We start from the raw sequence: 12,611 nt of genomic DNA, 5'->3' as shown, positions 1-12,611 counted from the left end.
GCTTTTTCATACTGTTTATAACTGTCGGAGTTAACTCAAGGATGCGATTAACGACGAAATTCTCAGCTTTTGTTACGCTGCTCACGGGGTTAACGATCTTCGTGACTCTGATAGGCTGCTCTCTAAGCTTTTATAATGCCGTACAGTATAAGTATGTATGCCGTGTGCAGGCGGCGGCGACAGCGATGGATACACACCTGGTGACCCGCGATATTGTTTCGCTGACGCCGCGAATCGACGAACTCATGATCGCTTCCGATATTGTGCGCGTCGATCTGTTGCAGGGGGAGCACCGGGTCTACAGCCATTCTCGCGCCAGAGGTTATCGGCCAGCCGGCACCAGTGACACGTATCGCGAGCTGGTCGTGCCGCTAGTCAAACATCCGGGTATGTCGCTACGTCTGGTTTATCAGGACCCGATGGGCAACTATTTTCACTCACTGATCGCTACGGCGCCGCTGACACTGGCGATCGGCTTTATCGTTCTGATTCTGTTTTTATCGGTGCGCTGGCTGCAACGGCAGCTTTCCGGGCAAGAGCTTCTGGAAATTCGCTCAACGCGTATTCTGAATGGCGAACGCGGACCGAATGTCCGCGGTTCTGTTTATGAATGGCCGACGCGCACCAGCAGTGCACTTGATGTGTTGCTTTCCGAAATTCAGTTTGCTCATGAACAGCGTAGCCGCCTGGACACGCTAATTCGCTCCTACGCCGCGCAGGACACCAAAACCGGACTCGGTAACCGTCTGTTTTTTGATAACCAACTGGCGACGCTGCTGGAAGATCAAGAAAAAGTGGGGGTACATGGCGTGGTGATGATGATCCGCTTGCCAGACTTCAATCTTCTGCGCGACAGCCTGGGCGGCAATCAGGCGGAAGAACAGATGTTTATGCTTATCAATTTGCTATCGACATTTATTATGCGTTATCCAGGCTCGTTGCTGGCGCGCTATCACCGTAGCGACTTTGCCGTGCTGCTACCGCATCGAACGCTGAAAGAAGCGGAAAGTATTGCCGGACAACTTTTAAAAGCCGTCGATGCGCTACCGGCTAACAAAATGCTCGATCGTGACGATATGGTACATATCGGCATTTGCGCCTGGCGCAGCGGGCAGTCCACCGAGCAGGTGATGGAGCATGCTGAAGCGGCGGCGCGGAATGCTGCCCTGCAGGGAGGGAATAGCTGGGCTATCTACGACGACTCATTGCCGGAAAAAGGACGCGGCAATGTGCGTTGGCGCACGCTGATTGAGCAGATGCTAAACCGGGGCGGACCGCGACTTTATCAAAAACCAGCGGTTACGCGAGAAGGCCGCGTGCATCATCGGGAATTGATGTGTCGCATCTATGACGGTAAAGAAGAGGTTAGCTCGGCGGAGTATATGCCGATGGTGCTGCAATTTGGTTTATCGGAAGAGTATGACAGATTACAAATTAGCCGCCTGATTACGTTGCTGGGCTACTGGCCGGATGAAAATCTGGCAATGCAGTTAACGGTCGAGTCGCTGATTCGTCCGCGTTTTCAGCGCTGGTTGCGCGATACATTAATGCAGTGTGAAAAATCACAGCGAAATCGCATAATTATTGAACTTGCGGAGGCGGATGTTTGTCAACACATCAGTCGGTTACAACCCATCCTTCGCTTAGTCAATGCGCTTGGCGTTCGGGTGGCGGTGACGCAGGCGGGTTTGACGCTGGTCAGCACGAGCTGGATTAAAGCGCTTAATGTGGAATTACTCAAGCTACATCCGAGTCTGGTCAGAAACATTGAGAAGCGAACGGAAAACCAGCTTCTGGTTCAAAGTCTGGTAGAGGCCTGCGCGGGTACGCCTACGCAGGTCTACGCGACGGGCGTCCGTTCACGGGGCGAGTGGCAGACGCTGACAAAACGCGGCGTGGCTGGCGGGCAGGGTGATTTTTTTGCCTCCTCCCAACCACTTGACACAAACGTGAAAAAATATTCGCAAAGATACTCGGTTTAACCTGCCGTTTAATTTGTTTTCACGTAGAATAACGCGCGCTGTGCCTCATGGGGGTGTGCTTGTCTGCTCGCCAGATTGTTGCAGCAAATATGCAGGTGAATGACCTTTGACAGGTTGCAAACGAAAGCGAGGATTGCTGCTGATTTTTTCAGCCCTGAGGGACTCAGGCCGAGATTTGTAACAAAGGAAACGAACTGCACTAATTTTCACCGTAGCAGATGATTTTTGCGCCTTGTCGCTGCTGCGTGTGGTTGGTAAAGTAAGCGGATTTTGTTTTCCGCCCCAGCTTTCAGGATTATCCCTTAGTATGTTGAAAAAATTTCGTGGCATGTTTTCCAATGACCTGTCCATTGACCTGGGTACCGCGAATACCCTCATTTATGTAAAAGGACAAGGCATCGTATTGAATGAGCCTTCCGTTGTGGCCATTCGTCAGGATCGTGCCGGTTCGCCGAAAAGCGTGGCTGCGGTCGGTCATGATGCGAAGCAGATGTTGGGCCGTACGCCGGGCAATATCGCGGCGATCCGTCCGATGAAAGACGGCGTTATCGCTGACTTCTTTGTGACCGAAAAAATGCTTCAGCACTTTATTAAACAAGTGCACAGCAACAGCTTTATGCGCCCAAGCCCGCGCGTACTGGTATGCGTGCCGGTCGGCGCGACGCAGGTAGAGCGCCGCGCAATTCGTGAATCCGCTCAGGGCGCTGGCGCTCGAGAAGTGTTCCTGATTGAAGAGCCGATGGCGGCGGCAATCGGCGCCGGTCTGCCGGTCTCTGAAGCGACCGGTTCGATGGTCGTCGATATCGGCGGCGGTACGACGGAAGTCGCCGTGATCTCCCTGAACGGCGTAGTGTACTCCTCGTCCGTGCGTATCGGCGGCGACCGTTTCGACGAAGCGATCATCAACTATGTACGCCGTAACTATGGCTCTCTGATTGGTGAAGCGACCGCAGAACGCATTAAACATGAAATCGGTTCTGCTTATCCGGGCGATGAAGTGCGTGAAATCGAAGTGCGCGGTCGTAACCTGGCGGAAGGTGTTCCACGCGGCTTTACCCTGAACTCAAACGAGATTCTGGAAGCGTTGCAGGAACCGTTGACCGGTATCGTCAGCGCGGTAATGGTGGCGCTGGAACAGTGTCCGCCGGAGCTGGCGTCCGATATCTCCGAGCGCGGTATGGTGCTCACCGGCGGCGGCGCGCTGCTGCGTAACCTTGACCGTCTGTTAATGGAAGAGACGGGTATTCCTGTCGTGGTTGCTGAAGATCCGCTGACCTGTGTGGCGCGCGGCGGCGGCAAGGCGCTGGAAATGATCGATATGCACGGCGGCGACCTGTTCAGCGAAGAGTAGTTGGACACAGGCAGGATTATCCCTGGATGGTCCTGCCTCTCCGACGCGAGAATACGCATAGCCTATGAAGCCAATTTTTAGCCGTGGCCCGTCGCTACAGATTCGCCTTATTCTGGCGGTGCTGGTGGCGCTCGGCGTTATCATTGCCGACAGCCGCCTGGGGACGTTCAGTCAAATCCGAACGTACATGGATACTGCCGTCAGTCCTTTCTATTTTATTTCAAACGGTCCTCGTGAACTGCTCGACAGCGTGTCGCAAACGCTGGCTTCTCGCGACCAGCTTGAACTGGAAAACCGGGCGCTGCGCCAGGAATTACTGCTAAAAAACAGCGACTTGCTGATGCTTGGACAGTACAAACAGGAGAACGCGCGGTTGCGCGAGCTGCTGGGGTCGCCGCTGCGTCAGGACGAGCAGAAAATGGTGACGCAAGTTATTTCAACGGTTAACGATCCTTACAGCGATCAGGTCGTTATCGATAAAGGCAGCGTCAATGGCGTGTATGAAGGTCAACCGGTCATTAGCGACAAAGGCGTCGTAGGGCAGGTTGTCGCCGTGGCGAAACTGACCAGCCGTGTACTGCTGATTTGCGATGCGACTCATGCGCTGCCTATTCAGGTGCTGCGCAATGACATCCGTGTGATTGCTGCCGGTAACGGCTGTACTGACGATCTTCAGCTTGAACATCTGCCCGCCAATACCGATATTCGCGTCGGCGATGTGCTGGTAACGTCCGGACTTGGCGGTCGTTTCCCGGAAGGTTATCCGGTGGCGGTGGTCTCCTCCGTCAAGCTGGACACTCAGCGCGCCTATACGGTCATTCAGGCGCGGCCTACGGCAGGGTTACAGCGTTTGCGCTATCTGTTGTTGCTGTGGGGCGCAGATCGTAACGGCGCTAACCCGCTGACGCCGGAAGAGGTTCACCGCGTAGCTAATGAGCGCCTGATGCAGATGATGCCGCAGGTGTTGCCTTCTCCGGATGCGATGGGGCCGCCGGCGCCAGTGCCGGACCCGGCGACGGGGATTACTCAGCCATCTGCAGGCCAGACTGCGCCGGTATCAACGCAACCATCGCCTTCGGGCGCGACCACGCCGCCTGCGCGTGCGCCGGGAGGGCAATAGTGGCGAGCTATCGTAGCCAGGGGCGCTGGGTTATCTGGCTCTCGTTTCTTATTGCGCTGTTGCTGCAAATCATGCCCTGGCCGGACGACATCATTGTTTTCCGGCCAAACTGGGTTTTGCTCATCTTACTGTACTGGATTCTGGCCCTGCCGCACCGCGTAAATGTGGGGACGGGATTTGTGATGGGTGCCATACTTGATCTTATCAGCGGTTCCACACTCGGCGTTCGCGCTCTGTCGATGAGTATTATCGCCTACCTGGTCGCTCTGAAATTCCAGCTCTTCCGTAACCTGGCGCTCTGGCAGCAGGCGCTGGTGGTGATGTTGCTTTCACTGGCTGTGGACATTATTGTTTTCTGGGCCGAGTTTTTAGTGATCAACGTCTCTTTCAGACCGGAAGTGTTCTGGAGTAGTGTAGTTAATGGCGTGCTGTGGCCCTGGCTCTTCTTGCTGATGCGTAAAGTACGCCAGCAGTTTGCTGTACAATAAAGGTCGATATGACAACTCTGTATCTTGCTTCCGGTTCCCCGCGTCGCCAGGAATTATTGACTCAACTTGGATTTTCATTCGAGCAGGTCGTGCCTGGTATTGAAGAGCAGCGGCGCGCTCAGGAAAGCGCGCAGCAGTATGTTGTTCGGCTGGCGCGCGAAAAGGCGCAGGCTGGCGTGGCGCTGGTTCCCCGTGATCTGCCGGTTTTGGGCGCGGATACGATAGTCGTGTTAAATGGCGAGGTGCTGGAAAAGCCGCGCGACGCTGCTCATGCCGCAGCAATGCTGCGTTTACTTTCCGGAAATACGCATCAGGTGATGACTGCTGTCGCGCTTGCGGACTCGCAGCAGATACTGGATTGTCTGGTGGTGACGGAGGTGACTTTCCGCACGCTTTCTGCGCAGGACATTGCTGGCTATGTCGCCAGCGGCGAGCCTTTAGATAAAGCAGGTGCATACGGTATTCAGGGGCGAGGTGGCTCTTTTGTCAGGAAGATAAATGGCAGCTATCACGCCGTCGTCGGCTTACCGCTGGTTGAAACGTATGAGTTGTTGAGTCATTTTAACGCACTGCGTGATAAAAGGGATAAACATGACGGCTGAATTGTTGGTAAACGTAACGCCATCGGAAACGCGCGTGGCGTACATTGATGGCGGTATTCTTCAGGAAATCCATATTGAGCGCGAAGCGCGACGCGGAATCGTAGGCAATATCTACAAAGGTCGTGTAAGTCGTGTACTTCCAGGTATGCAGGCGGCTTTTGTAGATATTGGGCTGGATAAAGCCGCATTTCTTCACGCTTCCGATATTATGCCGCACACCGAATGCGTGGCGGGCGACGAGCAAAAACAGTTTACTGTGCGCGATATCTCCGAACTGGTGCGTCAGGGGCAGGATCTGATGGTGCAGGTGGTGAAAGATCCGCTCGGCACGAAAGGCGCGCGTCTGACCACGGACATCACGTTGCCCTCCCGTTACCTTGTTTTTATGCCCGGCGCGTCGCACGTTGGCGTCTCCCAGCGCATCGAAAGCGAAAGTGAACGCGAGCGCCTGAAAAAGGTGGTGGCGGAATACTGCGACGAACAGGGCGGGTTTATTATCCGTACCGCGGCGGAAGGCGTGTGTGAAGAGGATCTCGCGTCTGACGCTGCCTATCTCAAGCGTGTCTGGACGAAAGTCATGGAGCGCAAAAAGCGACCGCAAACGCGTTATCAGATGTATGGCGAACTGGCGCTGGCGCAGCGCGTGCTGCGCGATTTCGCCGATGCGCAGTTGGACCGAATTCGCGTCGACTCACGTCTGACCTATGAGTCGCTGCTGGAGTTTACCGCAGAATACATCCCGGAAATGACCAGTAAACTGGAGCATTACAGCGGTCGTCAGCCGATCTTCGATCTTTATGACGTGGAAAATGAGATCCAGCGCGCGCTGGAGCGTAAGGTTGAACTCAAGTCCGGCGGTTATCTTATTATCGACCAAACCGAAGCGATGACCACGGTAGATATCAATACCGGCGCGTTTGTCGGACACCGTAATCTCGACGACACCATTTTTAATACTAATATTGAAGCGACTCAGGCTATCGCCCGCCAGCTACGCCTGCGTAATCTGGGCGGCATTATCATTATTGATTTTATCGACATGAATAATGAGGATCACCGCCGCCGGGTGCTGCATTCGCTGGAACAGGCGTTAAGTAAGGATCGTGTGAAAACCAGCATTAACGGTTTTTCGCCGCTGGGGCTGGTGGAAATGACTCGCAAACGGACCCGTGAAAGCGTGGAACATGTGCTTTGTAACGAGTGTCCAACCTGTCATGGCCGCGGGACGGTAAAAACGGTGGAAACCGTCTGCTATGAGATTATGCGTGAGATTGTACGTGTCCATCACGCTTATGACTCCGATCGCTTCCTGGTTTATGCTTCTCCTGCGGTAGCGGAAGCGCTGAAAGGCGAAGAATCACACGCGCTGGCGGAAGTCGAAATCTTTGTCGGCAAACAGGTTAAAGTTCAGGTCGAACCGCTTTATAACCAGGAGCAGTTTGACGTCGTAATGATGTAAAAGACCGCACCCCGTACGAGCATTGCAGGCCGGATAAGGCGTTCACGCCGCCATCCGGCAAAACGAGGTTGTGAGTCGTATTTTTTGGCAGACAAGGAGAGACGCGTGAGGCGATTGCCGGGGATTTTATTGCTCACTGGAGCCGCGCTCATCGTCATTGCAGCGCTGCTGGTTAGCGGGCTGCGCCTGGCGTTGCCTCATCTGGACGCCTGGCGTCCAGCTATCCTGAATAAGATAGAGTCCGCGACCGGCGTGCCGGTGGCTGCCAGTCAACTCTCCGCAAGCTGGCAAAATTTTGGCCCTACGCTGGAAGCGCATAATATTCATGCCGCCCTGAAAGATGGCGGCGAACTGTCGATAAAACGCGTTACGCTGGCGCTGGATGTCTGGCAAAGCCTGTTGCATATGCGCTGGCAGTTTCGCGACCTGACCTTCTGGCAGCTCAATTTCCGCACCAATACACCTCTTCAAAGCAGCGACGGGGAAGGCATCGAAACCAGCCGTTTAAGCGATCTTTTCCTGCATCAGTTCGATCATTTCGATTTGCGCGATAGCCAAATTAGCTTTCTGACGCTTTCCGGACAACGCGCGGAACTGGCGATCCCACAGCTTACCTGGCTAAACGGCAAAGACCGGCACCGCGCCGAAGGCGAGGTCAGCCTCTCCAGCCTGACCGGGCAGCACGGCGTAATGCAGGTGCGGATGGATTTACGCGATGACGACGGTCTGCTGAATAATGGCAGAGTCTGGTTACAGGCCGACGATATTGACGTCAAGCCATGGCTGGGTAGGTGGATGCAGGATAACGTGGCGCTCCAGACGGCGCGTTTCAGTCTGGAAGGCTGGATGACGCTCAGTAAAGGTGAAATCGCCGGAGGAGACGTCTGGCTGAAACAGGGCGGCGCAAGCTGGCTGGGCGATAACGCGACGCATACGCTGTCTGTCGATAACCTGACGGCGCACATTAGCCGTGAGCAGCCGGGCTGGCAGTTTTATATTCCCGACACGCGGATTACGCTTGATGGTAAGCCCTGGCCGAGCGGAGCGTTAACCGTGGCCTGGCTCCCGCAGCAGGACGTCGGCGGGAAGAATCACACTCGTAGCGATGAACTGCGCATTCGCGCCAGTAATCTTGAACTGGCAGGGCTGGAAGCATTACGTCCGCTGGCGGCTAAACTGTCGCCTGCGCTGGGCGAAATATGGCAGGCTACGCAGCCGAGCGGAAAGATCGCCACACTGGCGCTGGATATTCCGCTACAGGCGACCGAAAAAACGCGTTTTCAGGCATCGTGGGAAAATCTTGCATGGAAACAGTGGAAGCTGTTGCCTGGCGCGGAACATTTTTCCGGTACGCTGGCGGGAAGCGTAGAAGACGGGCAGATGAAGGTTGTGATGCAGCAGGCCAAAATGCCCTATGAAACAGTTTTTCGCGCGCCGCTGGAAATTGAAAACGGCGTCGCGACGCTTAGCTGGTTGAAGAATGAGAACGGCTTTCAGCTTGATGGCCGTGACATTGATGTAAAAGCAAAGGCGGTACATGCGCGTGGCGGGTTCCGCTATCTGCAACCAACGGGCGATGAACCGTGGCTGGGCATTCTGGCCGGAATCAGTACCGACGACGGGTCACAGGCGTGGCGCTATTTTCCGGAAAATCTGATGGGCAAAGCGCTGGTAGATTACCTTAGCGGCGCGATTCAGGGCGGCGAGGCGGATAACGCCACGTTGGTTTACGGCGGTAATCCGCACCTCTTTCCCTATAAGCATAACGAAGGTCAGTTTGAAGTGCTGGTGCCGCTACGCAATGCGACGTTTGCCTTTCAACCCGACTGGCCTGCGCTAAAAAATCTCAATATTGAACTGGATTTCCTGAACGACGGCCTGTGGATGCGCTCGGATAGCGTCGATTTGGGCGGGGTGAAGGCCAGCAAACTCGCGGCGGCGATTCCGGATTATTCCAAAGAGAAACTGCTCATTGATGCCGATATTCACGGGCCGGGAAAAGCCGTTGGACCTTATTTCGACGAGACGCCGCTAAAAGACTCGCTTGGTTCGACGCTGGCGGAGCTACAATTAGATGGCGATGTGAATGCTCGCTTACATCTTGATATTCCTCTGGATGGCGAACAGGTTACCGCCGAGGGCGATGTCTCGTTGCGTAATAACAGCCTGTTTATTAAGCCGCTAAACAGCACGCTCAAAAATTTGAACGGTAAATTCAGCTTTGTGAATGGCGCGCTAAAAAGCGGGCCGCTGACGGCAAACTGGTTTAATCAGCCGCTTAACCTGGATTTCAGTACGACGGAAGGGGCAAAAGCGTATCAGGTAGCCGTCAACCTTAACGGTAACTGGCAGCCAACGCGTATGGGGGTCTTACCGCCGCAACTGAATGATGCCCTGAGCGGCAGCGTGGCGTGGAATGGTAAAGTCGGCATCGATCTTCCGTATCACGCTGGCGCTACCTATAACATCGAGCTGAACGGCGACCTGAGAAATGTGAGCAGTCACTTACCTTCTCCGCTAAATAAACCCGCAGGCGAAGCCATTCCGGTGAACATTAAAGCTGCCGGCAACCTGAAAAGCTTTGCGCTAACGGGGAGCGCAGGGAGTAAAAATCACTTTAATAGCCGCTGGTTATTAAATCAGAAACTGACGCTGGATCGGGCCATCTGGACGACGGACAGCCGGACGATTCCGCCATTGCCTGCTCAACAAGGTGTTGAACTCAATCTGCCGGCGCTGGATGGCGCGCAATGGCTGGCGCTATTCCAGAAAGGCGCGGCGGATAACGTGAGCAGTTCGGCCGAGCTTCCCCAACGCGTCACGTTACGAACTCCCGCGCTATCGCTGGGCGGCCAGCAGTGGAACAATTTGAGCGTCGTTTCAGTCCCTTCGCTGAATGGAACAAAAATTGAAGCGCAGGGCCGTGAGGTGAACGCCACGCTGACTATGCGCAGTCATGCGCCGTGGCTGGCGAACATTAAGTATCTGTATTACAACCCTGGCGTCGCAAAAACGCACGCCTCGTCGTCAACGCCGACATCGACGTTTGCTTCGGCAAACACTATTAGCTTCCGCGGCTGGCCGGATTTACAGCTTCGCTGCGAAGAGTGCTGGCTGTGGGGGCAAAAATATGGGCGTATTGATGGCGATTTCGCCATCAAAGGCAATACGCTGGCCCTGACGAATGGCCTGATCGATACCGGATTCGCTCGTTTGAAAGCGAACGGCGAGTGGGTGAATGCGCCGGGCAATGAACGAACCTCGCTGAAAGGCAGTCTGCATGGCCGTAACCTGGACGCGGCTGCCGGGTTCTTCGGCATCTCGACGCCAATCCAGAACGCGTCGTTTAACGTAGATTACGATCTGCACTGGCGAAACCCGCCCTGGCAACCTGATGAAGCCACGCTCAACGGGATTTTACGTACGCGTCTGGGTAAAGGCGAGTTTACTGATCTAAGTAGCGGTCATGCCGGGCAGCTACTGCGGCTGCTCAGTTTTGATGCGTTACTGCGTAAACTGCGGTTTGACTTTAGCGATACCTTTAGCGAGGGCTTCTATTTCGACTCTATCCGTAGTACCGCGTGGATTAAAGATGGCGTCCTGCATACTGACGATACGCTGGTGGACGGGCTGGAAGCAGACATTGCAATGAAAGGTTCCGTCGATCTGGTGCGCCGTCGTCTTGATATGGAGGCTGTCGTTGCGCCGGAAATTTCCGCCACGGTGGGGGTCGCCGCGGCTTTTGCCGTTAACCCGATTGTCGGCGCGGCGGTATTTGCCGCCAGTAAAGTGTTGGGGCCGCTATGGAGCAAGGTCTCCATTCTGCGTTATCGCATTACCGGTCCGGTCGATGCGCCGCAGATCAACGAAGTTCTGCGCCAACCGAGAAAAGAAAGCCAGCAATGATTTGACGGGGGCGAGGAATTGCCCCACTCTCAGTACATAGTTATGCCGGATGGCGCTGCGTTTATCCGGTTTGCACAACCTAACAACATAGGCCGGATAAGGCGTGTGCCGCCATCCGGCAGAAATCAACGAGTAGCAAAAACGATGAGTCTGAACCTGGTAAGTGAACAATTGCTAGCGGCGAACGGCCTGAAACATCAGGATCTGTTCGCTATCCTCGGCCAACTGGCCGAACGCCGTCTTGATTATGGCGATCTCTATTTTCAGTCGAGCTATCACGAATCCTGGGTTTTAGAAGACCGCATCATTAAAGATGGTTCATATAATATCGACCAGGGCGTTGGCGTTCGCGCCATTAGCGGCGAAAAAACCGGTTTTGCTTATGCTGACCAGATAAGCCTCCTGGCGCTGGAGCAGAGTGCGCAGGCCGCGCGAACCATTGTACGCGATAACGGCGAAGGCAAGGTAAAAACGCTCGCCGCCGTAGATCATCAGCCGCTCTACACCACCCTTGATCCGTTGCAAAGTATGAGCCGCGAAGAGAAGCTGGATATCCTCAGACGCGTTGATAAAGCGGCGCGAGAAGCCGATAAACGCGTGCAGGAAGTCAACGCCAGCCTGACTGGCGTATATGAATTAATCCTCGTGGCGGCGACCGACGGGACGCTGGCGGCGGATGTCCGTCCACTGGTGCGTTTGTCCGTTAGCGTGCAGGTGGAAGAAGATGGTAAACGTGAGCGCGGCGCCAGCGGCGGCGGCGGTCGCTTTGGTTATGAGTATTTTCTTGCCGATCTCGACGGCGAGGTTCGCGCCGACGCGTGGGCGAAAGAAGCGGTACGCATGGCGCTGGTTAATCTTTCTGCGGTCGCGGCGCCAGCGGGGACGTTACCGGTGGTTCTGGGCGCCGGGTGGCCGGGTGTATTGCTGCACGAAGCGGTCGGACACGGGTTGGAAGGCGATTTTAACCGTCGTGGAACGTCTGTATTTAGCGGTCAGATCGGCGAGCAGGTTGCCTCCGCGCTTTGTACCGTAGTGGATGACGGCACAATGATGAACCGTCGTGGCTCCGTCGCTATCGATGATGAAGGTACGCCAGGCCAGTACAACGTATTGATTGAAAATGGCGTACTGAAAGGGTACATGCAGGACAAGCTGAATGCGCGCCTGATGGGCGCTGCGCCGACCGGTAACGGGCGTCGCGAATCTTACGCGCATCTGCCGATGCCGCGTATGACCAATACCTATATGTTGGCGGGGCAGTCAACGCCGCAGGAAATTATCGAATCCGTTGAGTACGGCATTTATGCGCCTAACTTTGGCGGCGGTCAGGTGGATATCACCTCCGGCAAGTTTGTATTCTCTACTTCGGAAGCGTATCTGATTGAAAACGGCAAAGTCACAACGCCGGTGAAGGGGGCGACGTTGATTGGATCAGGCATTGAAACGATGCAACAGATCTCCATGGTCGGCAACGACCTTAAGCTGGATAACGGGGTGGGGGTCTGCGGTAAAGAGGGCCAAAGCCTGCCGGTAGGCGTAGGCCAGCCGACGCTGAAAGTCGATAACCTGACGGTTGGCGGCACCGCATAACTGTCCGCCTTATCAGGCCTGCGGTGTGTGCCGCCCAGGCCTGATAAGCGCAGCGCCATCAGGCAATGTCTGCGCTGGGTGGCGGCATAAATGCCTTATCTGGCCTACAACCG

Annotated in this window: 8 protein-coding genes; all 8 read left to right on the top strand. The window is 55.1% G+C overall.

Translation table 11 applies throughout. The annotated features are described in order from the left end of the window. The first annotated feature begins 41 nt into the window (after nt 1–41). The 8 genes from csrD to tldD all read left to right on the top strand — a co-directional run bounded on the left by csrD (nt 42) and on the right by tldD (nt 12,498). Nucleotides 42–1,982: an RNase E specificity factor CsrD gene (gene csrD / locus AC3G3F_RS09015; RefSeq protein ID WP_023246351.1), complete on the top strand. Its 1,941-nt coding sequence runs from the start codon at nt 42–44 to the stop codon at nt 1,980–1,982. A gap of 307 nt (nt 1,983–2,289) precedes the next feature. Next, nucleotides 2,290–3,333: a rod shape-determining protein MreB gene (gene mreB, locus AC3G3F_RS09010; protein ID WP_000913396.1), complete on the top strand. Its 1,044-nt coding sequence runs from the start codon at nt 2,290–2,292 to the stop codon at nt 3,331–3,333. Nucleotides 3,334–3,397: 64 nt separating this feature from the next. Beyond that, nucleotides 3,398–4,453 (top strand): rod shape-determining protein MreC, encoded by a 1,056-nt coding sequence (gene mreC / locus AC3G3F_RS09005; protein WP_023246352.1) that lies wholly within the window; start codon nt 3,398–3,400, stop codon nt 4,451–4,453. Continuing rightward, the gene (gene mreD / locus AC3G3F_RS09000) at nt 4,453–4,941 is read left to right on the top strand and encodes a rod shape-determining protein MreD (RefSeq protein ID WP_023246353.1); all 489 of its coding nucleotides are present in this window, start codon (nt 4,453–4,455) and stop codon (nt 4,939–4,941) included. Before mreC ends, mreD begins: the two co-directional genes overlap by 1 nt. Nucleotides 4,942–4,949: 8 nt before the next feature. Then, nucleotides 4,950–5,543: a Maf family protein gene (locus AC3G3F_RS08995; protein WP_053508303.1), complete on the top strand. Its 594-nt coding sequence runs from the start codon at nt 4,950–4,952 to the stop codon at nt 5,541–5,543. After that, nucleotides 5,533–7,002 carry a ribonuclease G gene (rng, locus tag AC3G3F_RS08990; RefSeq protein WP_000123192.1) on the top strand — a complete coding sequence of 490 codons (1,470 nt, stop codon included), beginning with the start codon at nt 5,533–5,535 and terminating at the stop codon, nt 7,000–7,002. Before AC3G3F_RS08995 ends, rng begins: the two co-directional genes overlap by 11 nt. A 105-nt stretch (nt 7,003–7,107) precedes the next feature. Then, a complete protein-coding gene (gene yhdP / locus AC3G3F_RS08985; RefSeq protein ID WP_053529435.1) occupies nt 7,108–10,908 on the top strand; it encodes an AsmA2 domain-containing protein YhdP in 3,801 nt (1,266 codons plus the stop codon). A 144-nt stretch (nt 10,909–11,052) separates the two neighbouring features. Then, on the top strand, nt 11,053–12,498 hold the full coding sequence (gene tldD / locus AC3G3F_RS08980; RefSeq protein WP_023246356.1) for a metalloprotease TldD: 1,446 nt from the start codon (nt 11,053–11,055) through the stop codon (nt 12,496–12,498). The last annotated feature ends 113 nt before the right edge of the window (nt 12,499–12,611 follow it).

The sequence above is a fragment of the Salmonella sp. FC25216 genome (assembly GCF_057751355.1).
This window is presented reverse-complemented; position numbering and strand designations above follow the sequence as displayed.